20 protein-coding genes and 1 riboswitch are annotated in these 24,265 nt (G+C 40.9%); of the genes, 16 read left to right on the top strand and 4 right to left on the bottom strand.

Annotated features, from left to right (window positions below):
- Positions 1-226 precede the first annotated feature (226 nt).
- The 4 genes from ACTNES_RS06260 (at position 227) to ACTNES_RS06245 (ending at position 3,852) form a co-directional block, all read left to right on the top strand.
- Positions 227-871, top strand: coding sequence for an RNA polymerase sigma factor (locus ACTNES_RS06260; RefSeq protein WP_291809253.1), 645 nt, complete (start codon positions 227-229; stop codon positions 869-871).
- 7 nt (positions 872-878) lie between these two features.
- On the top strand, positions 879-2,345 hold the full coding sequence (locus tag ACTNES_RS06255; RefSeq protein WP_441038900.1) for a DUF4179 domain-containing protein: 1,467 nt from the start codon (positions 879-881) through the stop codon (positions 2,343-2,345).
- Positions 2,333-2,461 (top strand): hypothetical protein, encoded by a 129-nt coding sequence (locus ACTNES_RS06250; RefSeq protein ID WP_291809264.1) that lies wholly within the window; start codon positions 2,333-2,335, stop codon positions 2,459-2,461. Before ACTNES_RS06255 ends, ACTNES_RS06250 begins: the two co-directional genes overlap by 13 nt.
- A gap of 218 nt (positions 2,462-2,679) precedes the next feature.
- Entirely contained in the window at positions 2,680-3,852 is a 1,173-nt protein-coding gene (locus ACTNES_RS06245; protein ID WP_441038898.1) for an NAD(P)-dependent malic enzyme, read from the top strand.
- Between the two features lie 245 nt (positions 3,853-4,097).
- Here ACTNES_RS06245 and ACTNES_RS06240 read toward each other — a convergent pair whose 3' ends face one another.
- Complete coding sequence (locus ACTNES_RS06240; RefSeq protein ID WP_300334932.1) at positions 4,098-4,943, bottom strand: AraC family transcriptional regulator; 846 nt, start codon at positions 4,941-4,943, stop codon at positions 4,098-4,100.
- 264 nt (positions 4,944-5,207) lie between these two features.
- Here ACTNES_RS06240 and ACTNES_RS06235 point away from each other — a divergent pair, with 264 nt between their 5' ends.
- From ACTNES_RS06235 to ACTNES_RS06200, 8 genes are all read left to right on the top strand, one after another.
- Positions 5,208-6,854 (top strand): glycoside hydrolase family 43 protein, encoded by a 1,647-nt coding sequence (locus tag ACTNES_RS06235; RefSeq protein ID WP_441038896.1) that lies wholly within the window; start codon positions 5,208-5,210, stop codon positions 6,852-6,854.
- 268 nt (positions 6,855-7,122) lie between these two features.
- Positions 7,123-8,688, top strand: a complete 1,566-nt coding sequence (locus ACTNES_RS06230) for an alpha-amylase family glycosyl hydrolase (RefSeq protein ID WP_320813834.1) — start codon at positions 7,123-7,125, stop codon at positions 8,686-8,688.
- A gap of 416 nt (positions 8,689-9,104) precedes the next feature.
- Positions 9,105-10,346: an ABC transporter substrate-binding protein gene (locus ACTNES_RS06225; RefSeq protein WP_441038905.1), complete on the top strand. Its 1,242-nt coding sequence runs from the start codon at positions 9,105-9,107 to the stop codon at positions 10,344-10,346.
- Positions 10,347-10,504: 158 nt separating this feature from the next.
- Positions 10,505-11,557, top strand: coding sequence for a carbohydrate ABC transporter permease (locus tag ACTNES_RS06220; RefSeq protein WP_291809593.1), 1,053 nt, complete (start codon positions 10,505-10,507; stop codon positions 11,555-11,557).
- On the top strand, positions 11,557-12,417 hold the full coding sequence (locus ACTNES_RS06215) for a carbohydrate ABC transporter permease (RefSeq protein ID WP_026649942.1): 861 nt from the start codon (positions 11,557-11,559) through the stop codon (positions 12,415-12,417). Before ACTNES_RS06220 ends, ACTNES_RS06215 begins: the two co-directional genes overlap by 1 nt.
- Before the next feature lie 489 nt (positions 12,418-12,906).
- Entirely contained in the window at positions 12,907-14,313 is a 1,407-nt protein-coding gene (locus ACTNES_RS06210; RefSeq protein WP_291809588.1) for an MATE family efflux transporter, read from the top strand.
- A 258-nt stretch (positions 14,314-14,571) separates the two neighbouring features.
- A riboswitch (NiCo riboswitch) is annotated at positions 14,572-14,683 on the top strand.
- Positions 14,652-14,807 (top strand): hypothetical protein, encoded by a 156-nt coding sequence (locus tag ACTNES_RS06205; RefSeq protein ID WP_216460493.1) that lies wholly within the window; start codon positions 14,652-14,654, stop codon positions 14,805-14,807. Its footprint overlaps the riboswitch before it by 32 nt.
- Positions 14,808-14,986: 179 nt before the next feature.
- A complete protein-coding gene (locus ACTNES_RS06200; protein ID WP_291809597.1) occupies positions 14,987-15,913 on the top strand; it encodes a cation diffusion facilitator family transporter in 927 nt (308 codons plus the stop codon).
- 41 nt (positions 15,914-15,954) lie between these two features.
- Here ACTNES_RS06200 and ACTNES_RS06195 read toward each other — a convergent pair whose 3' ends face one another.
- On the bottom strand, positions 15,955-16,590 hold the full coding sequence (locus ACTNES_RS06195) for a response regulator (RefSeq protein WP_441038893.1): 636 nt from the start codon (positions 16,588-16,590) through the stop codon (positions 15,955-15,957).
- A 114-nt stretch (positions 16,591-16,704) separates the two neighbouring features.
- Entirely contained in the window at positions 16,705-17,802 is a 1,098-nt protein-coding gene (locus tag ACTNES_RS06190) for a sensor histidine kinase (RefSeq protein WP_291816570.1), read from the bottom strand.
- Positions 17,803-18,065: 263 nt separating this feature from the next.
- Here ACTNES_RS06190 and ACTNES_RS06185 point away from each other — a divergent pair, with 263 nt between their 5' ends.
- Genes ACTNES_RS06185 through ACTNES_RS06175 form a run of 3 tightly spaced genes read left to right on the top strand, consistent with a single transcriptional unit; the run spans position 18,066 to position 21,269 of the window.
- Positions 18,066-18,995, top strand: a complete 930-nt coding sequence (locus ACTNES_RS06185) for an ABC transporter ATP-binding protein (RefSeq protein ID WP_334303486.1) — start codon at positions 18,066-18,068, stop codon at positions 18,993-18,995.
- Between the two features lie 14 nt (positions 18,996-19,009).
- Complete coding sequence (locus tag ACTNES_RS06180; protein ID WP_216460469.1) at positions 19,010-20,134, top strand: ABC transporter permease; 1,125 nt, start codon at positions 19,010-19,012, stop codon at positions 20,132-20,134.
- Positions 20,121-21,269, top strand: coding sequence for an ABC transporter permease (locus tag ACTNES_RS06175; RefSeq protein WP_441038891.1), 1,149 nt, complete (start codon positions 20,121-20,123; stop codon positions 21,267-21,269). Before ACTNES_RS06180 ends, ACTNES_RS06175 begins: the two co-directional genes overlap by 14 nt.
- 72 nt (positions 21,270-21,341) lie before the next feature.
- Here the strand turns inward: ACTNES_RS06175 and ACTNES_RS06170 are convergent, their stop codons facing one another.
- Positions 21,342-21,776 carry a hypothetical protein gene (locus ACTNES_RS06170; RefSeq protein ID WP_216460471.1) on the bottom strand — a complete coding sequence of 145 codons (435 nt, stop codon included), beginning with the start codon at positions 21,774-21,776 and terminating at the stop codon, positions 21,342-21,344.
- Positions 21,777-22,043: 267 nt separating this feature from the next.
- Here ACTNES_RS06170 and ppk1 point away from each other — a divergent pair, with 267 nt between their 5' ends.
- On the top strand, positions 22,044-24,158 hold the full coding sequence (gene ppk1 / locus ACTNES_RS06165; RefSeq protein WP_300333877.1) for a polyphosphate kinase 1: 2,115 nt from the start codon (positions 22,044-22,046) through the stop codon (positions 24,156-24,158).
- Positions 24,159-24,265 lie beyond the last annotated feature (107 nt).

Here is a 24,265-nt window from a genome sequence, read left to right as displayed (position 1 = left end):
GCATACATCATTTTAGAACACGAAAAGGAAAATACAATGGCTTTTTCTATCCGACTAAAAATGGTTAATTCTAAGCGACTCTGGGTGGTCGATTCCGCCCGACCCTAACAATATGAAACTTTTCACTATAATTCCCCATCTAATAAGTGTAAAACAAAAACAATATAACTTCATTCGAATGAAACCCATTTACAGAAACATAACTCTAAGCAAGGAGGATCAGCATTTGATACAGTTGGTAAAACGCTCCATCGCCGGAGATGCGGACGCATTTCTGGAACTGATGGAAGAGAATTCTCTGGCAATGTACAAGGTGGCGAGGGGAATCCTGGATAATGATGAGGATGCCGCAGATGCCATGCAGGATACCATACTTACCTGCTTTGAAAAAATACATACTCTGAAAAATCCCGAGTATTTCAAAACCTGGATGATCCGCATTCTGATCAACGAGTGCAACAAGATCCACAGGCACTACAAGAACTTCAGTAGAGCCGAAGAACTCCCAGAAGTCCCGGGACAGGACATGTCCATTGCGGAATTTGAGTTCAAGGAAATGCTTGGAATGCTGGACGAATCTTACAGGATCATACTGGTTCTGTATTATGTAGAGGGATTTCGGATCGCAGACATTGCTTCTATATTAAATATGAATGAAAACACAGTAAAAACCAGGCTCGTAAGAGACCGTGTACAGCTGAAACAGGAATATGCACCAGCAGAAAATGCAGACCTGCAGGAAAAAACACAGCAGACGAAAAAAAGAAAACTGCTGAAGATAGAAGAAAAATCTGCAGGTGACAGAAATGGAATCCTGAAAACACAGGCAGGCACAACGGGAAGTATAGCAATAAGTGCAAGAAAGGGATGAAGTGAGCATGGCGAAGAAATTTGATTTTGACAGAGAAAAGAATAATAGAGATAACAATAACAGAGATAACAAGGCCATCGAGGAAATCATGCAGGCAGATTTCCCATTACCAAAACAGGCAGAAGACGCAAAGAATGCAGCATTTGCCCAAATCAGGGAAATGGCGGCAGATGCTGGAAATCATACGGAAAATATAAAAGATACAACACGAAGCTTACCAGAAAAATCAACAGAAAGTTACAGAAAGAAATCAGGAGGAACAGCAAAGTCGCACAAAAAATTCAAAACAGTATACAAAGCTGCCCTCGGTATGACCGCAGCAGCTGCAGTATTTTCAGCAGCATATATCACAAATCCGGCATTTGCAGAGAACATTCCTTTGGTCGGAAATGTATTCGAGCAAATCGGCAATTCCCTCGGATTCTCCAGAGATTTCAGTAAGTATGCGACACCTTTAGAGGATGATAACACAGCAGATAATGAGACTCAAAATGGAGCAGTGCAGAAAACATTTTCAAATAGTGATAATACTCAGACCACAGCAGTTGAGGATGGAGAGACCACTGACAGTAAATGGAGCCAGATATACAACGGTACAACATTTACAGTCTCAGAAGTATACTGCAACGATACTGCATTGTATATATCCCTCGTCATCAGCATGGAAGATAAAATCCCGAATACTCTGCTGACAGAAGACGGAACCCCATATATCCGTCTGGATAATGGCAGTGTGTGGATGAACTGCGATTTTAATGAGGGTGATATGCTGATAGATGCGCCTCTGGATGGCCAGTTGATCGATGATCATACATTTGCAGGAGTGCTCCGTATAGATAACACAGAATTCACTTATGATATTGCGGGACAGAAGAAATTTGATGCGGCATGGGAAGCATTCTGGAAAGAAAAAGGAATTAATGATCCGTATGATGCTACGAATGAAGAGATGGCTGCAGCAATTGGAATAGATGATGCAGAGAATATGACTCTGGAGGATGAAATCGCGGCAGGAGCACCGGATGAAAAAGACTATCTGAAAGAAATAAAAATTCCAGATCAGTTTACTTTGAAATTGAAATTTTCTCAGATTACAGGCCAGTTACCTGAAGAAGAGCAAACAGTACCTGATATTCCACAGGAGCTGAGAGATGAACGTGATCAGGCAGTTGCAGATGCGGGGCTAAACGAGGATGACTATGAGAATTTCACGGAAGAACAGCAGGAAACATTAAGGCTGATCGATCAGGAAATGTATAATAAATATACAAAACTTTATCCTGATGTAAATAAACATCCGAATAAATACGAAAACTGGTGGGTAGACGGAGACTGGGATTTCACAATTCCTGTTGAGAAAAATAATGCACAGACAGAAACAATAGAAATTCAGGCTGTAGACAGCGACGGTAATGGAGTTACATCTCTGACCAAGACACCATTTGAGATTACTATGAATACATGGATGAACTGAAGGGCTATTACTGGTCCGAAGACTACGAAGAAAAAGCAAAGACCAAAACATTCAAACAGCTTTTGGATGAGTGTGCCATTGCCAGTGCGGAAGTACATTTCGGCCAAAACAAATGATAAAATATCAAATGCCGGATAAGCATTTGCAGAAATGAAGATACGAAAGTCCAATAACTGAAACAGCATTTTCGCAGATAATCATGTGAAAATGCTGTTTTTCTGACTTTGATAAAAAAACGTCAATATTTTACATAAAAAACAGTAGCATCCTCAATCAGTAAATGTTACAATGTAAGCGTCTCAAAAAAAGAGTGCAGAAGGGAGCCAAATTGAAAATGGATTACGCAAAAGAATCTTTAAAAATGCATTATGACTTAAAAGGTAAAATTGAGGTTGTATCAAGAGCAAAAGTTGATTCCAAAGATGCTTTAAGCCTTGCTTACACACCAGGTGTTGCACAGCCTTGTCTGGAAATCCAGAAGGATGTAAATAAGAGTTATGAATTAACAAGACGCTGGAACACTGTTGCTGTTGTTACAGACGGAACAGCAGTACTTGGACTTGGAGATATCGGACCGGAAGCAGGTATGCCTTTTATGGAAGGAAAATGTGTGCTCTTTAAAGAATTTGGTGGCGTAGATGCCATTCCGCTTTGCGTTCGAAGCAAAGACGTTGATGAGATCGTTAAGACAGTAAGCCTTCTGGCAGGATCATTCGGTGGAATTAACCTTGAGGATATTTCCGCACCAAGATGCTTTGAGATCGAAAAGAAACTGAAAGAGTGCTGCGATATTCCGATCTTCCATGATGACCAGCACGGAACAGCAGTTATCACACTTGCAGGTGTGATCAACGCTTTGAAACTGGTTGGCAAGAAACTTGATGAAGTTAAGATCGTTACTTCTGGAGCAGGTGCAGCAGGTATCGCTATCATCAAACTGTTAATGTCCATGGGACTTAAGAACGTAATCATGACAGACAGAAAAGGTGCGATCTACGAAGGCAGAGAAGGATTAAACCCGATCAAAGAAGAAATGGCCAAGATCACAAACTTCAACAAAGAGAAAGGTACTCTTGCAGAAGTGATCAAAGGCGCAGACATCTTCATCGGTGTATCCGCACCTGGAACACTGACACAGGATATGGTCCGCACAATGGCAAAAGACCCGATCATCTTTGCATGTGCTAACCCGACACCTGAGATTTTCCCAGACGAAGCAAAAGCAGCAGGCGCAGCAGTTGTTTCTACAGGTCGTTCCGACTATCCGAACCAGGTAAATAACGTACTTTGCTTCCCGGGACTCTTCCGTGGTGTACTGGATGCAAGAGCATCAGATGTTAACGATGAAATGAAAGTTGCAGCAGCATATGCCATCGCAGGTTTGGTAAGTGATGAAGAATTAAGCGCAGAATACATTCTTCCGGCAGCATTTGACCCACGTGTAAAAGACGCTGTAGCGAAAGCTGTAGCAGAAGCTGCAAGAAAATCTGGCGTAGCAAGAATCTGATCAGATAAATAACAGGATCAGGATGAAGGGAAGCCTGAGAGTAAGATCATAAATATTATAAGGTCCTCTGTTTCGTGTAGCAGTGATCTACAATGCAGTACGTCCGGTACTGATCAAGAGTCATCTGTTTACAGTCACAAATAAGAAAAACAGCCAGGCAGCATAAGATTAATTGAATAGAAAATAAATCAGACAACATAGAACAGCATTTCGGGCATAGAACCTGAAATGCTGTTTTTTATAGTTTATTGATAGCTGTTACGTATCTGCGTAGGAGTGTCTCCGAAATGCTCCTGAAACATTCTCCGAAAGAGCTTATAATTGGTAAATCCATGGCGTTCCAGGATCACATGAACCGGATCTGTCGTAGAAATCAGATCCCTGTAAATAAAAGAAAGCCGATATTCGTTCTGATATTCCAGAAATGTAACGCCCATGCGTTTCTTAAAAAAGCGGCAGAAATATCCGGTCTGCAGATAAGCAACCTCCGAAATTTCCGCCAGGGAAATTGACCGTTTATAATTATCTGCAATGTATTTCAGGACAAGATTCAATCTGTCCAGATCTTTTTTCTTCTGACTCAGATCGCTTTGGAACATTTTTACACTGAAATTATGGTAAAGCTGAAAAAGCAGCTCAAAAAGCAGGCTGTTAAACCGCATGATAAATCCATCCGGACGGATATCGTCGATGATCTGCATCTGCTCCAGGACAGTACAGAGCATGGCTGTTTTAGTTTTTCGCACCGGATCTGTAACTGTATGATCCAGCATAAAAAGAAGCTGCTGAATATTTGGAATATATTTTTCCATAAAATCAACAGGAATCTGCAGAACAATCGCTTTATTTGGACTTGTACATTTGGTAGAATGCAGAATGTTGGCATTGATCAGAGTACAGCCACCGGGATAGATCGTGAAATTTTGGGATTCCACAGTGATATCCAGAGAACCTTCCTGTATGTAAATAATCTCCACAGCCCGGTGCCAGTGGGGCGGAATATAACTGCCCTGGTCAATGGAGGTATAAAAACGTACATTTGTAATATCTGACACATCTATAATCTCATAAGAATTTTCTTTTTTTTCCATAATTTCAATTCACTTTCTCAAAAATCTCCGATGAAAATTATCTGGTAATTATCATATCATATTTTTGTCGAATGCGGATGATTTTATCTGTTTAACTTGACATGAGCAATCAGGAATGTAAGCAATAAAAGAGAATATCGACCTATATATTTGTTCTTATCATGCCTGACATCTGTTTGGAGTTTATGGTAATATGAATTCATCAAAGAAAATACAGCAAAATGAAACAGATAAGAATAGAAGAAATAACAGGAGGAAAAGAATATGATCCAGAACCCGATACTTCCAGGCTTCAACCCTGATCCATGCATCTGCAGAAAAGGGGATGACTATTACCTTGCAGTTTCCACTTTTGAATGGTTCCCGGGAATCCCGGTTTATCATTCCAGAGACTTAAAGAACTGGGAATTATATATACATGTACTTACAGACGATGAGAAAGTAGATCTCAAGAAACTTCCAAGTGCAAAAGGAATCTGGGCACCATGCCTGACTTACTGCGAGCAGGAAGATATGTTCTATGTTGTTTACGGAGTCATGAATTCCATGAACGCCAGATACTTCGACGTAGACAACTTTATGATCTGCGCGAAAGATATTAAAGGACCATGGAGCGAACCTGTATATCTGCATTCTTCCGGCTTTGATGCATCTATGTTCCATGATACAAACGGAAAGAAATACATTGTATCTCTGGAATGGGAGACAAGAGAAGGATATGAGAAACCAGGTGCAATCTGCATGGTAGAATATGATCCTGCAAAGAAAGAAATCGTAGGTTACCCGAAACGAATCTGGAGAGGCGGCACAGACAGAGGATGCATCGAAGCACCGCATCTGACTAAACGTGGCGAGTACTATTACATTATGTGTGCTGAGGGCGGTACAGGATACAACCACTGTGTTACAATGGGCCGTTCCAAAAACGTCTGGGGACCATATGAAAAAGATCCTAAGAATCCGATTGTTACCAGTGTACCTGGTGAATCCTATGAAAGACAGGACCCGGATCATCTGAAACCGAAATATTATAATCCGGAATCCATTTTACAGAAATCCGGACATGGAAGTTATGTAGAACTGCCTACAGGTGAGGTATATCTGGTTCACCTCTGCTCCAGGCCGTTTGTACCGGAACTTCGCTGTACACTGGGACGTGAAACTGCTATCCAGAAGATGATGTGGACAGAAGATAACTGGCTGCGCATGGCAGACGGGACCAACATGGCAAAATTGGAAGTGCCGGAAAGTTCTCTTCCAGAATATCCGGTAGAAAAAACTCCTGATTTTGACGATTTTAACGGAGACGAACTTGGAAACTTCTATTATGCTCCAAGAATCATGCCGCAGAGATTTGCAGATGTAAAAGCCCGAAAAGGTTATGTAAGACTTCGCGGGCAGGAATCCCGTACATCTCTGAATAAAGTAAGTATCCTTGCCCGTAAGCTTACCAGCGTTTATGCAAGAATCACCACAAAGATGGAATTTGTACCTGAAGTTCATCAGCACAGCGCAGGTCTGATTCTGTACTACGACAATATGAACTACATCAATCTCCGCAAATATTACAGTGAGACTCTTGGACAGAGTGCTCTGTCAATTATTCATCTGGAGAACGGTGAAAAAACAGAATTTCTCAACACCAGAATTCCGGTAGAAGACAAACCGATCTACCTGAGACTCTATATCGAAGGACGTAAATCCTGGTTTGAGTGGAGCTATAACGGCGAAAACTATGAGAAGATCGGTCGAATTTTCGATACAACAAGATTCTCCGATGAATACTGTAAATACGGTGAATTCACCGGAACTATGGTAGGGATCACATGTGCAGACCGTGTACTTCATAAAAAATGTGCAGACTTCGATTTCTTCGAATACAAAGCAGACGAGAGTCGTCAGGTTGAGTAATTTAGCCAACATAAAAAATAAAAACAGATGATAAGAGAAAGATCATACTTCAGCGTTGAGGTATGGTCTTTCTTTGGATAAAAGTCAAAATAATATAAAAATTAGTCAAAATTTCAGTGGAGATCCCTGAATAATTGAGATATAATTAAATTGCTAAAAGAAAATTGCTACAAAATATCATATTTTTTGCTTATATCAGAATTTTTTGCTGTATGACCAATTGCGCAGGCATACAAGAAAAACTAAGATTTAAGGGAGGATTTTTACAATGGGAATGCCATCATGGTTAGAAAACATCGTATTTTATGAAATTTACCCACAGACTTTTCTGGATACAGACGGAGACGGAATCGGAAATATCCAGGGAATCATCCGTAAACTGGATTACATCAAGAATTTAGGATGTGACGGAATCTGGTTAAATCCGTGTTTTGAATCACCATTCTATGATGCAGGATATGATGTTGCTGACTATAAGAAAGTAGCACCACGTTACGGAACAAACGAAGATTTAAAAGAACTCTTCCAGAAAGCTCATGAAAAAGGAATGAAAGTCCTGCTTGACCTTGTACCGGGACATACTTCCACAGATCATGAGTGGTTCAAAGAGTCCTGCAAAGCTGAGAAAAATGAATACACAGACCGTTATGTATGGACAAATGATGTATGGGATGATTTCCAGGATGTAGGAAGCATTCGTGGAAGCATCCGTGGCTTTTCCGAAAGAAACGGCTGCTGTGCAGTAAACTTCTTTTCTGTACAGCCGGCTCTGAACTTCGGTTTTGCAAGATGTGACAAGGACTGGCAGCAGCCGATGGATGCACCTGGACCAATGGCAACCAGAGAAGCAATGAAAGATGTTATGCGTTTCTGGATGTCTATGGGATGTGATGGTTTCCGTGTAGATATGGCAGGATCTCTGGTAAAGAACGATGATGACCAGGAAGGAACTATCGCATTATGGCAGGACTTCCGTAAATTTATGGATGAAGAATTCCCGGAATGTGCACTTCTTTCTGAGTGGGGCGAGCCGGGCCGCTCATTAAGAGGCGGATTCCATATGGATTTCCTTCTTCACTTCGGACCATCTCATTATCTTGACCTGTTCCGTGTAGAAGAGCCATATTTCTCCAGAAGGGGAAAAGGAGATATCTCTGAATTTGTTAAAACTTATGAAGAAAACTATGCGGCAACAAACAGAGAGGGTCTGATCTGTATCCCATCCGGAAACCACGATATGATCCGTATCAAGGAAACTCTGGATGATGAAGAGATTAAGATTGCATTTGCATTCCTGTTATCCGTACCTGGAGCTCCATTCATTTACTATGGCGATGAAATCGGTATGAAATATCTCTCAGGCATCAAATCCGTAGAAGGCGGTTTCCACCGTACAGGTTCAAGAAGCCCGATGCAGTGGGATCACAGTGCTAACGCAGGATTCTCAAGCTGTAAACCGGAAGAACTTTACATTCAGATCGATCCTGATGAAGACCGTCCGACCGCAGAGGACGCACTTGCAGGAAAGAATAGCCTGTATGATGAAGTGAAGAAACTGATCGCAGTGAGAAAAGAACATCAGGCATTACAGAATACAGCACCGATGGAATTTGTATATGTAAAAGAATCTGCATACCCGCTGGTATACAAGAGAACCGGAAAAGACGAGACAATCTATATCGTACTCAACCCATCCGGACAGGACGTAGAATGCGACGCACAGATTCCGCAGCATGCGCAGTCAGTCTATTCCAATAATGGAGAAGCTGCTTATGCAGATGGTAAATGGAAAGTACCGGCAGCATCCGCTACATTTTTAAAAGTAGAAAATTAAAAAAAACCGGCAAAAGAGGAAGCAAGACTTCCGGCTTTTGCCGGTTTTATTATGTTATAAGATATTACTCCGTAATGTTCTGAACAGGAGCCTTTTATCTGTCTGGTGAAAGGAAAGAATTGCAAGTTATAGGACGCAACCCAAAGAGTATGTACTTTTTTGACCTCAAAGTAGCACTTTTTTGGACATAGTGTAATAAGATAGAAAAAAGAAATTGTGCATATTTAACAAATGATGAAAAAGAAAGATAAAAAAATTCAAACTTATGCGAAAAAGGACTTGCTATTTCATGAACAAAGTGTTATGATACAACTATCGAAAAACCTTATGCGCAAAAGGTAAAAAGAAACAGTTAAAAAAATGACGAGGTGACGAAAATGAAGAAAAAAGTATTTGCAACACTTTTAGCAGTATCTATGATCGCATCAATGGTTCCGGCAGCAGTATCCGTACAGGCAGCAGACGGTGACAGTATTCGTCTTGTAAACGGTAAGATCGAAGTTGACGCTCAGCTGAAGAAATTAGCTGAAATGTATGAGAAAGAAACAGGAACTAAAGTAGAAATCGAATCCATGGGCGGTGGAATCGATATCCAGGGTACTCTGAAAGGATACTATCAGTCAGATAACATGCCTGACATCTTCGTAAACGGCGGCGCTACAGACTTTGCTAACTGGACAGACCTTTTAGTAGATATGAGCGATCAGGAATGGGCTTCTGACACAGATGCAGCTTATGTTGATGAGAGTCAGGGTACAATCGGTTTCCCATATACAACAGAAGCAGTTGGTCTTGCTTATAACAAAGATATTCTTGACAAAGCAGGAATCGATCCTTCCACATTAACAGGTCCTGATGCAATCAAAGAAGCATTTGAGACAATCGATTCCAAGAAAGATGAACTTGGACTTACAGCAGTTGTAGGTTATGCGGCAGAACCAGTTAACCTTTACTGGTCAACAGGTAACCACTTATTTGCAAACTATATTGATGCAGGTCTTGACAGAGATGATACAACATACATTGACATGCTCAATGACGGCGGTAAGGTTGATGAAGATCGTTTAACAGACTTTGCTAACTTTGTAGGCCTTCTGAATCAGTATTCAGATCCTGCACTCCTTGTATCCGGTACATATGATCAGCAGATTCTTAACTTCTCATCCGGTAAATATGCATTCGTTACTCAGGGCTCCTGGATCGGTGCAACTATGACAGGTGATGATGCTGATGCTTATAAAGAAGCAGGTAACTTTGAAGTTGGTATGATTCCATACGCATTTGAAGATGGAATTGATACAATCCTTACAAACTCTCCATCCTGGTGGTCAGTATATAAAGATGGTAATGTAGAAGCATCAGAAGCATTCCTTCAGTGGCTGACAACAGACGAGGCTCAGGAAGTTCTTGTTAAAGAAGCTGGTTTCGTAAGCCCGTTCAAGTCCTGCACAATCGTTGGTGATGACCCATTTGCTCAGACAATCACTGATTATGTATCTTCCGGAAAGACATCTGCTTGGCATTGGCTTGGTATGAAAGAAGGTCTTGCACAGAACTATACAGGTCAGGTATTTGCTGATTATGCAGCAGGAAGCCTTGATGAAGCCGGATTCGTTAAGACACTGGAACAGGTTATCCAGAGTGCATACGCAAACTAATAATTGAAACTTAACGGGCGGCGCTTATGTTGCCGCCCACTTTTATTTGCGCTGCATACCTGAGTAAAGGTCCGGCAGACCTTTACCCAGGTACGCAAAAAAGTCTAAGACGCATTGATTTTTGCTTTGAAATAAGAAATAGGAAGGATGAAGGCAAAATGAATACAAACAGTGCTAGTAAAAAAGCAATTTCCATGGTATGCCTGATCGCCGGTATTATTTTACTGGCAGTAGCATTGATCCAGGATATTTCCGGAAGCGGAGCTGGCTGGAGAGGTCCGGCGCTGATCATTGGTGCAATCGGCATTTTACTGGGAATGTATTTATTCCCGACATTAAAACATCACAGAAGCATCGTTAACTTTATATTTGTATTTCCATTGTTATTTACATTTGTAGTAACAGTTATTATTCCATTATGCCTTGGTGTGTTTTATTCCTTTACAGACTGGAATGGAATCAAGATGACAGGATTTGTAGGATTTACAAACTATAAGGCAATGTTCAATGAACCAAGTTTTCTCTGGTCACTGATCATCACAATTCTGTTTGTAGTTCTGAACATGGTTCTGGTAAATGTAGTAGCGTTTATGCTGGCCTTACTCTGTACCTCTAAGGTTAAGGGACTCTCATTCTTCAGAGCTTCCTATTTCCTGCCAAACCTGATCGGCGGTATCGTACTTGGTTATGTATGGCAGTTCGTATTTAATAACGTACTGATCAAGATGACAAATAATATTTCACTTCTGTCAAAGACAAACACAGCTATGATGGCTATCATCGTTGTTTATATCTGGCAGTATGCAGGTTATATCATGCTGATCTATGTAACAGGTCTGACACAGGTACCTAAAGATGTACTGGAAGCATCTCAGATCGATGGCGCAAATGCAGTTACAACATTATTTAAGATCAAGATTCCGATGATCGCAGCTACAATTACAATCTGTACATTCCTTACCTTAACATCAGCATTCAAACAGTTCGATGTTAACATGGCTTTGACAAATGGTACAGGTTCTGTTGCAAGTTTCTTCGGAAACTATCTGACAAACGGTACTCAGATGCTGGCTCTGAATATTTATAATACAGCAATCTCCAAGAACAATTATGCACTTGGTCAGGCGAAAGCTATTCTGTTCTTCATTATTCTGGCTGCTGTATCTATTATTCAGGTTAGAATTTCCAATAAGAAGGAGGTTGAAATGTAATGGTTACGAAGAAAACTCCAAAGGTAGTGCTTACAGCTGTTGCGATTGTTATCGCAGCGTACATATTATCTCCTTTCTATCTGGTACTTATTAATACATTTAAGAATGCAAACGGTATTGTTGCAAATCCTGTAAGCTTTGCAGGTGCAAGCTTTGCACAGTTTAAGACTAATATTTCAAACGTTGTCAACAACTCCAACTTCAGTTTCTGGAGTGCATTCGGAACATCTGCGATCATTACAGTTGTTTCCCTTGTATTACTTGCTTTATTCGGCGGTATGGCTGCATGGGTTATCTGCCGTAACAAGACAAAATGGTCTACCGTTATTTACATGACATTTATCGCATCCATGACAATTCCTTTCCAGGTAGTTATGCTTCCTCTGGTTTCTACATTCCGTGATGTAGGTAAATTCCTTGGAATCAACATGCTTCAGTCTATTCCTGGTATTGTATTTGCATACTGTGGATTCGGTGGTGCTATGACAGTATTTATCTTAACTGGTTTTATTAAAGGTATTCCATATGAACTGGAAGAAGCTGCAGCGATTGACGGATGTTCTCCTGAGGGAACTTTCTTCCGCATTATCCTTCCGCTTCTGAAACCGGTTATTGTTACTGTTACTATTCTGAATGGTATGTGGATCTGGAACGATTACCTTCTTCCTTCTCTGATGTTAGGACAGAATGGTAAGGTTAAGACTCTTCCGGTTGCTGTACAGGCGTTTGTTGGTTCTTATGTTAAGCAGTGGGATCTGATCCTTACTGCAGCACTCCTGGCAATGATTCCGATGATCATCGTATTCCTGCTTGCTCAGAAGCAGATTATGAATGGTATGGTTGAGGGTGCTATTAAATAGGCTTGCAAATACTTTTTGAAAAGCTGTCGTTTTCCTCATTTATTGGGGACGACAGCTTTTTTATGGTTTCAAAGGGGACGCGAAGAAAAATAAATGTTTTTAACCACGGCTGCGGGGGCAGGAACTCTAAGCCTTTGGAAATTTTCTAAAACCATGCCAGAAAAATTCAAACTCGCTTCGCTCAGACAGTGAATTTTTCTGACATAACGCAAATTCCCAAATACTAAGAGTTGCTACACCCCCCCCTGTAGATGTGGTTAAAAACATTTATTTTTTTCGCTGTGAACTGGCTGGTACTGTGAATGATAGTGCGGAAGTGTGTTATCGGATGTGGAGTGGAGAAAAAACGGAATAGAAAATGGTAGTATGAATTTATTGATATGGGGTTGAAATGTTGGGGCTTTTATAGTAATGTAAGTGATACAACGCTTAAGGCGAGGGCTGTCTCAGAACAGTCTATTTTTGTGAAGAAGGATGAGGAAAAGTTTTATGGAGAGGACGAAAGAAAGGTCATCGTTTCGTAAGAAGTTTATCGGTGACAGGAAGTTTTATATGATGGTTCTGGCTGTGGCTGTTCCGATTATGATCCAGAATGGAATCACGAATTTCGTGAGTCTGCTGGATAATATTATGATCGGACGGATCGGGACGGAGCAGATGTCCGGGGCTTCGATCGTGAATCAGTTGATTTTTGTTTATAATCTGTGCATTTTCGGTGGTGTATCCGGTGCGGGGATTTTTACGGCGCAGTATTTTGGACAGAAGGACCATGAAGGTGTACGCCAGACTTTCAGGTATAAGTTCTGGATGGCTGTAATTTTGACGATTGGTACGATTATTTTGTTCCTGACTGCAGGAGAGAATCTGATCAATATGTATCTGCAGGGAGAGGGAACTGCTCAGCAGGTTGCGGATACATTGAATTATGGAAAGCAGTATCTGACCATTATGTTATTTGGCCTGCCGCCGTTTATGATGGTGCAGATTTATTCCAGTACGCTGAGAGAGTGTGGAGAAACTGTGCTTCCTATGAAAGCAGGAGTTGTAGCGATTTGTGTGAATCTTTTGTTTAACTATCTGCTGATTTATGGAGTATTCTTTTTCCCGAGACTGGGAGTAAGAGGTGCGGCTGTGGCAACAGTGCTTTCTCGTTATGTGGAGGCGGCGATTGTAATCAGTTGGACGCACAGACACACGGAGAAGAATGCGTTTGCAAAGGGGCTGTACAGTACGCTTAAAGTTCCGGCGAATCTGACGAAGAAGATTCTGGTCAAGGGGACACCGCTGTTGTTTAATGAGACGTTGTGGGCTTCTGCCATGGCGATGCTGACACAGTGTTATTCTGTGCGTGGACTGAATGTGGTTGCTTCGCTGAATATTTCCAATACGATCAATAATGTGTTTAATATCGTATTTATTGCACTGGGAGATTCTGTTGCGATCATTGTGGGGCAGCTTCTGGGAGCTGGTGATATGAAGAAAGCGCGGGATACAGATAATAAAATGATAGCGTTTTCTGTGATGTGCTGTACCTGTGTGGCAATTGTGATGTTTGTTATGGCTCCGCTGTTTCCGATGCTTTATAATACCAATGATGAGGCGAGAGAGCTGGCGAAGTATCTGATTATGATTACTGCGTTTTTTATGCCGCAGAATGCGTTTCTGCATGCGACTTACTTTACTCTGCGTTCCGGTGGAAAGACGATTATTACATTCCTGTTTGACAGTGTATTTATCTGGTGTGTCAGTGTGCCGATCGCGTTTGTGTTGAGCCGCTTTACAGAAATTCATGTGCTGGCGATTTATGCTTGTGTACAGCTGGCAGATCTGATTAAATGTGTGATTGGATTTGTGCTGGTTAAGAAAGGGGTATGGCTGCAGAATATTGTGTCATAAGTATCGTGCTCCAAAGTTTTCAGGAGTGTTTTTATGATTGGCACCGTGAATGAAATGATAATAATTCTCAATAACATTTGGCTTGACTAACCGATATACTATAGTGTATCATCTATAAAAGTCAGAGGAATACAGCTTACAGAGCTGTTTATTCAATTGATTTTGTGGATTTATTTCTATAATTTATATAGTGAATGAAATACAGCAATTTTTATTCTCTTTGCACTGCATTACATTCAATAACAGAATGCGAGATCAACAGTACAAACTGAGCAGGCGATGCCCGAGAGTATCAGATATCGAGGGCGTGGGGCCGGGCCGCGTAAGTGGCAGCAGATATGAACTTTTCAGACATATCTGTGGGACAGTGTATGTTCCGCAGGTGTGTCTTTTTGTTTATCTGGAAACAGATGTCCGGAAGAAATTTATCTGGTACAGATGTGATCCCGAAGTACAAAAAGACCCCGGGAAGACCGCACTTTGATAAGACATGATCTTAAGAAAGAAATTTTTTATGATCATGACGCAATGTATGTGACATAAGAAGAACCTGTAAACTCAAAGATAAGTAAGAAAAGAGCAGGTAATAAAAAGACCTGAGAGTACTTATGTTTGAAGCAAATTTAAGGAGGTCCTGGTTATGGAACAGACAAGACAATTAAATATGACAGCAATGTCAGCACAGACAGAAAGCAACACGACAACTAAGAAAGAGGAGCCTGCATGGGAACACAAGGTGGCAATGAAAGTGTCCGGTGTGAGCATTGCAGTGAATCTTTTACTTTCATTATTCAAATTACTGGCAGGAATCCTGGCTCATTCAGGTGCCATGATTTCAGATGCGATTCATTCTGCATCTGATGTGGGAAGTACTTTCGTAGTAATCGTCGGTGTGAATTTATCCAGTAAGAAATCTGATAAAGAGCACCAGTATGGACATGAAAGAATGGAATGTGTATCCTCCATTATCCTGTCCGGACTGCTTCTGGCAACTGGTATCGGAATCGGTATGAGTGGAATTGAGAACATTATCAAGAGTACATCCGGCGAGAGTATTGCAATTCCGGGAACACTGGCGCTGATTGCAGCAGTTGTTTCTGTTGTGGCAAAAGAGTGGATGTTTTGGTATACAAGAGGAGCAGCGAAGAAGATCAATTCCGGCGCATTAATGGCTGACGCATGGCATCACCGTTCAGATGCAATGTCTTCTGTAGGTGCATTTGTTGGTATCCTTGGCGCAAGACTTGGTTTCCCAATCCTGGATCCACTTGCCAGCGTAGCAATTTGTGTTCTGATTGTGAAAGCATCTGTAGAGATTTTCAAAGATGCAGTAGATAAGATGGTAGATCACTCCTGTGATGAAGAAACAGAGGAGCGCATGAAAAATGTAATCTCCGAAGTAAAAGGAGTGAAAGGAATCGATCTTTTACAGACACGACTTTTCGGATCCAAGATGTATGTGGATATTGAGATTTCAGCAGAGGGAGATATTTCCCTGACTGAAGCACATGAGATCGCGGAGGATGTGCATCATACAGTTGAGAATAGTTTCAGAGATGTGAAACATTGTATGGTACATGTAAATCCGGTGAATGAATAACTATTATAAAAAATAAAGTTTATTTTTTGGCACAGACGCAGTTATTTTGCGTCTGTGTTTTTGTGTTGGTAATAAAAAACAGCAACCTGTGTTCTGTCTCTGAGCTGCAGCTTATCCAGAATAGAACTAAGATAATTTCGCACAGTTCCTTCGCTAAGGAAGAGCTCAGAGGCAATTTCCTTATTGCTGTATCCCTTGGCAATCAGTTCGATGATCTCCAATTCTCTTTCATTAATATCATAAGCACTGTAATCAAACACAGCCGAAGCCTGCAGCAGCTTCGGAATACGGGACACAATCTCAGTACCGAACACTGTCTGTCCGTAAAAAACTGCACGCAGAGCTGGCAGAATATTTATATAATCCTGCTTAAGCAGATAGCCTTTGGCTCCCAGGCGGAGTGCTTTTATAATGTATTCGTCATCCGAGAATGTAGTAAGCAGCAGGATTTTTGCATGGGGAAATTCCTGCAGGATAATAGTGGAGGCCTCTAGTCCTGACATATTTTTCATGCGAATATCCATAAGCAGGATATCAGGTTGATATTTGCGGTAAAGCTCACAGGCTTCCTTACCGTCGGAACCTGTGGCAAGAACTTTTACATCTTCATTGATTTCCAGAATTGTCTTTAAGGCGCCAGCAACAAGACTGTCGTCGTCTACGATTATAATATTCATAAAAACCTCGTATTGTATTTTTATTTATGAGTAAACGTTTCATTGTAAATTTTCGCTTGCTTAAAAGAGCCTGTATCGTTAAGAAAAATAGAATATATGAAAGATAAGGAAAGATTATTTGACAGAATCTGTCTTAGGTATCGTAATAAAGATACGAAAACCATTTTCTGTGCGAATCTGTATTGTCCCGTTTAAAGAACTGACACGTTCTTTCATGTTCAGAAGTCCAATCCCCGAATCGGATAGATCATAGTGGATATCTGTCCCGTTATCTTCAATACAAAGTTGATACAGCGCCGGATGCTCCCTGATGAGAATTTGAACAGAGTCTGCATTGCTGTGCTTCATAATATTTGCCAGCGCTTCTTTCACAATACTGATAAAGCAGTATTTCACATTCTTTGGTACCTGACCGGAGATATCATAAGTAAGAACTACCGGGCAGAAGGAAAAATCCTGAACCAGGCTTTGAATGGCATGTTTCAGATTGATAGCTTCATCATGCAGATCATGTACACTGGAACGGATACTGTTCATTGCAGAATTTAGCGAAGTTTCCAGATTGTCCAGCAGAGGGGCAGTTCCGGCATCTTTATTGATTGCTTTGACAGCACCAGTAAGCAAAATCGAACGGGAAAGTACATGTCCTACATTATCATGGATTTCTCTTGCAATACGGTTGCGTTCCTTCAGGGTTGCATTGTAGATTTCATAGTTCTGTTTTTCCTGAAGTGCGTGATTCTTTTCTGCGAGCAGGAGCGTTCGTTCTTCACTGTCATCTCTGCTGTGGAGAAAATCCAGCTCCAGTTTCTCATAGTTTGCTGTATTCCGTTCCAGAAGAATTGCCAGTAAAGCACCGAAAACTCCGGCATATATAGTGAAAGCTGGAAATGTCTGTGGATCAGAACAAAAGGCTGCAAATATGTAAGAATAAATTCCGGTGGCCCATAGCAGAAACGGCCACAGATATTGATGCAAAATCACGTAAATGAAAATCGGATAAAATAAAAGAAGTTCTGTCAGTTGCAAAGTTATCAGTCCGTAAATAAGAAACAGAATACTGATTAGAATACGATTTTCAAATACATAACAGCAGCACATCAGGATCATTGTACACAGCAGTGCAAAGATAAAATCGCTGCCAGGTTCAATGAAAAAGAGAGCCAGAAAACTGTATAAAGTTAATATTCCGATATCCTGAAAATAGCGCATGATCTCTACTCCTGTTTTACACAATGAATATAAAATGTATCTTGGATAATCAGTAAATGTTCAGTACCTTCATAGTTATGATAATCATACTATAACCACAATGGAAAATAAATACATATGGCAAAAGATGTGACATTTGTCATGGTGAGAGGATGACAATCTGCACTTGGAGAGAACAGGAAATATGCTTATAATGGAAGCATCAGAGGAGTTATACCGCTGAAATGCTCAGAATATCGGGGAGGTAAAATATGTCACAGAATATTGTTCATATAGAGAATCTGGTAAAGAGATATGGAGATTTGGTAGCACTGAATCATCTGAATCTGGATATCAAAGAGGGAGAAGTTTTTGGTCTGCTAGGTCCGAACGGATCGGGTAAGACTACCGCGATCAATTGCATGTTATCGTTATTGAAATATGATAAGGGAACCATTGAAATCTTCGGAGAGCCGATGAGCCCGGATAATTATCAGGTAAAGAAACAGATTGGGATTGTGCTTCAGAATGTTGCAGTTTTTGAGGAACTGACCGTGCAGGAGAATATTGATTATTTCTGCGGTCTGTACATAAGTGAAAAGAAAAAGAGAAAACAGCTTGTTGAGGAGGCGATTCAGTTCGTAGGTCTGGAAGATTATCGAAAAATGTGTCCAAAGAAGCTGTCTGGAGGTCTTTTGCGGCGTCTGAATATTGCATGCGGAATTGCTCATAAGCCTCGCCTGATCATTCTGGATGAACCGACTGTAGCGGTAGATCCGCAGAGCAGAAATAAAATCCTGGAAGGAATTCAGGAACTGAATCGGCAGGGCTCTACGATCATTTATACTTCACATTATATGGAAGAGGTAGAGCAGATCTGCACCAGAATTGCGATTATGGATCATGGCAGAACTATTGCCTCCGGAACAAAAGAAGAACTGAAACAGATGATCAAAACAGGGGAAACGATCACAATAGAATCGGTGCTTTTGGATGAAAAGAATCTCAGAGAAATTCAGGCTCTGGATCATGTGTTTGATGTACATTATGAGAGCCAGATCCTTACGGTTCGATGTACAGGAGCAAAGCATAATCTGATCCGTATCCTGAATTATCTGCAGAGCCAGGACCTTGCATTTGGAAGAGTATTCTCGGAACTGCCGACTCTGAATGATGTATTTCTGGAAATTACAGGAAAACAGCTGAGGGATTAAGGGGGAAGGAACAGATGCTTCATTTAGTAATCTATAATGTGAAAGTAAAGCTGAGAAATTTTGGCACAACTTTCTGGCCACTGGCATTTCCACTGATCCTTGGAACGTTATTCTTCTTTGCTTTTGGGAATATCAATGATGCAGATTTTGAGACTGTGCCAGTAGCAGTAGTAAAAGAAGAACACGCAGATCAGGTATTTCTGGCATTCCTGGATCAGATTAAAAATGGCGAAGACCAGCTTCTGGCACCAGAGGAGATGACAGAAGAACAGGCGAAAGAAAAACTGGAAGATAAAAAAGTATCGGGCATCTATTATGTAGGATCAGAGCCAACACTGACAGTAGCAGCGAGTGGAATCGAAGAGAGTATTCTGCAGTCCGTACTTCAGAGTTATGAGAATACCAGAAGTACGGTTCAAAACATAATGAAAACGCATCCGGAAGGAATTATCGAAGGATTGAAAGCTATGATGAAACAGCAGGACGGGGTACAGGAACTCTCCTTAGGCGGCAGAACGATTGACGGAAATGTACAATTCTTCTATGCATTGATCGCTATGGGATGTCTGTATGGATGCTTTATAGGATTTGGTGCAGCAATCAGTCTACAGGCAAATCTGACAGCATTGGCTGCTCGCAGATGTGTAACACCGACACACAAATTAAAGCTGATCCTTTCTGAGCAGATTTCCTCATTTCTGCTGGGCTATGTGGATGTAATAATTCTGCTTCTGTATCTGAGATATGGACTGAAACTGGATTTTCAGGGACAGATGGGACGAATGCTGCTGATCTGTTTCCTGGGATCGCTGATCGGAGTTTCCATGGGAATCTTTGTGGGAAGTTTTGGAAAGATGAAAGAAGGAGCGAAGATCGGGATTATCCTGGGAATCTCTATGATCTGCAGTTTTCTGGCAGGACTGATGAACAACACCATGAAAGATATGGTGGAGAAACACGCACCTTTGATCAACAGGATCAATCCGGCGGCACTCATTTCCGATGCGTTTTACTGCATTAATGTATATGATGATACTGCCCGGTATCACAGAAGTCTGATAACGCTGGCAGTGATGAGTCTGGTGTTGGTGACAGCTTCATTTTTACTGATTCGGAGGGAACGTTATGACAGTATTTAAAGGATACATGAAAATATTAAAGAAGAATATCGGCCTGGTGATCATGTATCTGATAATCTTTTTCTCTGTGGCACTGGCGTTACAGGCGGCAGCAGGAAAAGAGGGCAGTGACAGTTATCAGAGTAAGAGTGTTGAGATTGGAACCGTAGATGAGGATGGGGGAACTCTGGCCCAGGGACTTGAGGATTATCTGGGAAAGATTCATCACATCACAATGCTGGAGAATGACAGGGAAGTTCTGCAAGAGAATCTGTTTTACAGAAATGTGGAGTATATCGTGCAGATTCCGGAGAATTTTGTACAGTCCTGTATTCTGGATAGTGAAAGACTTAAAGTAACAAAGGTTCCGGGTTCTTATACTTCTTATTATGTAGATCAGCAGATCAACAGTTATCTCAGCATGGCGAGAACATATCTGGCAGCAGGTCTTTCACAGGAGGAAGCAGTGGATGCAATTGCTGCAGAAAAGCATTCAGAAGTACAGACTCTGGCAGGAACTTCCGAGAATGTTACAAAGCCGGGATATCTCTGTTATTTCCGTTATCTGCCATATCTGTTTCTGGGAGTATTCTGCTACGTGATGGGATATATCCTGATGGCATTCCGACAGGGAGATATTCAGAGAAGAATGGAAGCTTCTGCAGTATCTGTCAGACGACAGAGTATAGAAGGGCTGCTTGCGATGGGTGTAATGGGACTTGTACTCTGGGGAGTCGGGATTGCAGGTGCCGGGATTATGTACGGCAAAGCTTTCTGGAAGTCTCAGACACTGGGGTATTATATCCTGAATAGCCTGATCATGATGGCAGTGGCATTATCTCTTTCTTATCTGGTAGGAATGTTTGTCAAGAACAGCAACATGCTCAGCGGACTTGCCAATGTAATCTCGCTCGGCATGTGTTTCCTATGTGGTGTATTTGTACCAATGAATGTCATGGACAAAAAAGTACTCAAAGTATCTCAGTTCCTGCCGGTATACTGGTACGAACAGGTTAATGAATTACTGAGCGAATATACCACACTTACGGATAAAGCGAAAGAGCAGATACATATGGCCATGGGAATAGAAGTGCTGTTTGTTGTAGTGTTTGTGTGTCTGACATTGACAGTGGTGAAATATAAAAGACAGAAGTAGGAAATCTGGAAAATGAAAACGAAAAGAGCCCCGGGTAAATTGCCCGGGACTCTTTTTGTTTTCATGGATGTATCAATATTTATGTCTGGTCAGGCTGCTGGTTCCACTGTAGCCGGAACTGCTGTAAGGGTTTCCATTTCCCATACAATTTAATGTATTTTTATTGTTTGAATACAATCTATATCCATAGTAATGACCGCCTCCCAGTGGGATTCTGAAGTAGTATCCATAACTGGTTTTGGTAATCTTATCAATTTTGCGTCTTGTGTATGTGTTAGATCTGGATTGATACATTTTTACATTTTTTCCAGAAAATACAACTCTGCGGGGATAAGGCATGCCTCCCTGTGTATACCAGGTACCTTTAATAAGGCTTAAAGCCTTTTTCTCCTGCGCCTTTGTCGCAGCCTGTACGTTGTATGTAGTGGATGGTACTGCTGTGAGGCAGAGTGCGAGAGCACATACAGCGATTAGTAATCTGATGAGTTTGTTTTTTGATTTTTTCATTTTTCATTTCTCCTTTGCGTAAAAGTATGTTTAATAGATACTTAAAGCTGATTTTATTATGCAGTATCCTCCCCACAATTTCAAGTACTCAGCAGTTTATATTTCATTTTTGGGGCAGAGATCGTTACGATTTTACACAAATATAACAAAGATATTCTTTAAAATTGATGTTCACAGCTTATAATTCTATAGCAATTCTTGAAAATAATGCATATAAGAGGATTGTTATAAACACTATGACTATAAAAAAGAGTGAGGAATTATCTGATGAAAAAACAACAGAAAAAATCTGAGAAACAAAAGCCACCGGTATATATGATGAACAGAGAATTATCCTGGTTGAAGTTTAATGAAAGAGTGTTGAATGAAGCCGGAAATCCAAGAGTTCCGCTGGCAGAGAGACTGACATTTGCATCTATTTACCAGTCAAACCTGGATGAATTTTACAGAGTCAGAGTGGGAACACTGATGGATCAGATGGAATCATCTGAGGTGATTCGCGAGAATAAAACAAACATGACCAGTGAAGAACAGGTGAAAGCAATCCTTGCTGCGACCAGAGAACTGGATCAGAAGAAGGCTGCAATCTATGAACAGCTTATGGGAGAACTGGAGCCTTATGGAATACGTCTGATCAATTTCAATAGACTGTCAGAGAAGGAAGGAAAGCTTCTGGAGACATATTTTGACCAGGAGATCGCGCCGTATCTGTCTGCAAACATTGTAAGTAAACAGCAGCCATTTCCATTCCTGAAGAATAAGAGTATTTATGCAGTAGCATCACTGATGACAAAGGGAGGAAAAACAAAAACAGCTATTATTCCGTGCAGTAATACAGTATTTAAAAGATTGATCGATATTCCAACCAGAAAGGGTACTTTTATGCTTTCTGAAGAACTGATCCTCCATTTTCTGCCGAAAATGTTCAAAAATTATGAAATCAAAGAGAAATCCCTGATCCGCATTACCCGAAATGCAGACATTGATACAGAAACTATTTATGATGAGGATCTGGATTACAGAGATGCCATGGAAAATCTGATCAAACAGAGAAGACGAATGAATCCTGTAAGAATGGAGCTGTCCAGAGAATTAAACAAAAAGATGATAAGTTCTCTCTGCAAAGAACTTCATGTGGATAAAGAACATGTATTTTTGTCCAGAGTTCCGTTGGACATGTCCTTTGTATTTGGAATTCAGAGTTATCTGAAGAATACAGCCCAGGAGAAGCTTTTCTACCAGAGACGTACGCCGAGAATGACACCTCAACTGGATGACAAGAGCCCACTGATACCTCAGATTCTGAAGAAAGATGTGCTTTTATCCTATCCATTTGAAAATATCAAATCTTTTATCAATCTTCTGGAAGAATCCGCAAAAGACGAGTCAGTTGTGTCGATCAAGATGACTTTATATCGTCTGGCAGATAAGAGTCAGATCGTGGATGCACTTGTAGAGGCAGCAGAAAATGGAAAAGAAGTAGTGGTACTTGTAGAGCTGAGAGCCAGATTTGATGAAGAAAGTAATATCGAATATTCCAGAAAACTGGAAGAAGCAGGATGCAGAGTAATTTACGGACTGAACGGATATAAAGTACATTCCAAACTGTGTCTGATTTCCAGAAAGACAGAGAATGGAGTTTCTTATATCACTCAGATTGGTACAGGAAACTATAATGAAAAAACCTCTGCACTCTATACAGACCTGTCATTACTTACCGGAAACCAGGAAATCGGAAAAGAAGCAGCAGAAGTATTCGCGGCACTTTTAAAAGGGGAGGTTGTTGAAAAATCAAACCTTCTTCTTGTAGCACCGAAATGTCTGCAGAACAGAGTCCTGGATATGATACAGGAAGAAATCGACCAGGTAAAACAGGGAAAAGAAGGGTACATTGGAATCAAGATCAATTCCCTGACAGATAAAGTGATCATCAATAAACTGGTGGAAGCATCCCAGGCAGGCGTCAAAACAGAGATGGTCGTCAGAGGAATCTGCTGTCTGATCCCGGAGATAAAGGGATATACAGAAAATATTAAAGTTGTAAGTATTGTAGGACGATATCTGGAACACTCCAGAATCTATCGTTTTGGTACAAAAGAGCGCGAAAAAATATACATTGCATCTGCTGATTTTATGACCAGAAATACAGTCCGCCGTGTAGAAGTAGCAGCTCCGGTCCTGGATGAAAAGTTGAAAGAACGTCTGGACTGGATGTTTGCCACCATGATGAATGACGATGAAAAGGGAAAAAGACTGACAGAAACAGGAAATTACGCAGATCGAAATCTGAATGATGTCAGACTGAATTCACAGGAAATCTTTTATGCAATGGCATACAGCAATGCGGAAAAAATGCAGAAGAAGGAGAAAAGCGAAAAATAAAATAAAAATTAAAAAAAATATAGAACTTTTTCAGGAGTTGTAATGTCTATATAGTGAATTGAAAAAATACAGAAAGGAGAAGAGAGACTATGGAATTACTATGTACG

Origin of the sequence: Blautia sp. HCP3S3_D9 (assembly GCF_052063845.1) — a bacterium.
In the GTDB taxonomy this organism is placed as follows: Bacteria; Bacillota; Clostridia; order Lachnospirales; family Lachnospiraceae; genus Blautia_A.
The sequence above is the reverse complement of the archived record's forward strand: the minus strand, read 5'-3'. Positions and strand labels throughout refer to the sequence as shown.

What these genes read in the sequence shown, in the direction of transcription:
- ACTNES_RS06255 (WP_441038900.1), top strand. Translation starts at nt 879, where the DNA reads ATGGCGAAGAAATTTGATTTTGACAGAGAAAAGAATAATAGAGATAAC.
- ACTNES_RS06250 (WP_291809264.1), top strand. Translation starts at nt 2,333, where the DNA reads ATGGATGAACTGAAGGGCTATTACTGGTCCGAAGACTACGAAGAAAAA.
- ACTNES_RS06245 (WP_441038898.1), top strand. Translation starts at nt 2,680, where the DNA reads ATGGATTACGCAAAAGAATCTTTAAAAATGCATTATGACTTAAAAGGT.
- ACTNES_RS06240 (WP_300334932.1), bottom strand. Translation starts at nt 4,943, where the DNA reads ATGGAAAAAAAAGAAAATTCTTATGAGATTATAGATGTGTCAGATATT.
- ACTNES_RS06235 (WP_441038896.1), top strand. Translation starts at nt 5,208, where the DNA reads ATGATCCAGAACCCGATACTTCCAGGCTTCAACCCTGATCCATGCATC.
- ACTNES_RS06230 (WP_320813834.1), top strand. Translation starts at nt 7,123, where the DNA reads ATGGGAATGCCATCATGGTTAGAAAACATCGTATTTTATGAAATTTAC.
- ACTNES_RS06225 (WP_441038905.1), top strand. Translation starts at nt 9,105, where the DNA reads ATGATCGCATCAATGGTTCCGGCAGCAGTATCCGTACAGGCAGCAGAC.
- ACTNES_RS06220 (WP_291809593.1), top strand. Translation starts at nt 10,505, where the DNA reads ATGAATACAAACAGTGCTAGTAAAAAAGCAATTTCCATGGTATGCCTG.
- ACTNES_RS06215 (WP_026649942.1), top strand. Translation starts at nt 11,557, where the DNA reads ATGGTTACGAAGAAAACTCCAAAGGTAGTGCTTACAGCTGTTGCGATT.
- ACTNES_RS06210 (WP_291809588.1), top strand. Translation starts at nt 12,907, where the DNA reads ATGGAGAGGACGAAAGAAAGGTCATCGTTTCGTAAGAAGTTTATCGGT.
- ACTNES_RS06205 (WP_216460493.1), top strand. Translation starts at nt 14,652, where the DNA reads ATGAACTTTTCAGACATATCTGTGGGACAGTGTATGTTCCGCAGGTGT.
- ACTNES_RS06200 (WP_291809597.1), top strand. Translation starts at nt 14,987, where the DNA reads ATGTCAGCACAGACAGAAAGCAACACGACAACTAAGAAAGAGGAGCCT.
- ACTNES_RS06195 (WP_441038893.1), bottom strand. Translation starts at nt 16,590, where the DNA reads ATGAATATTATAATCGTAGACGACGACAGTCTTGTTGCTGGCGCCTTA.
- ACTNES_RS06190 (WP_291816570.1), bottom strand. Translation starts at nt 17,802, where the DNA reads ATGCGCTATTTTCAGGATATCGGAATATTAACTTTATACAGTTTTCTG.
- ACTNES_RS06180 (WP_216460469.1), top strand. Translation starts at nt 19,010, where the DNA reads ATGCTTCATTTAGTAATCTATAATGTGAAAGTAAAGCTGAGAAATTTT.
- ACTNES_RS06175 (WP_441038891.1), top strand. Translation starts at nt 20,121, where the DNA reads ATGACAGTATTTAAAGGATACATGAAAATATTAAAGAAGAATATCGGC.
- ACTNES_RS06170 (WP_216460471.1), bottom strand. Translation starts at nt 21,776, where the DNA reads ATGAAAAAATCAAAAAACAAACTCATCAGATTACTAATCGCTGTATGT.
- ppk1 (WP_300333877.1), top strand. Translation starts at nt 22,044, where the DNA reads ATGAAAAAACAACAGAAAAAATCTGAGAAACAAAAGCCACCGGTATAT.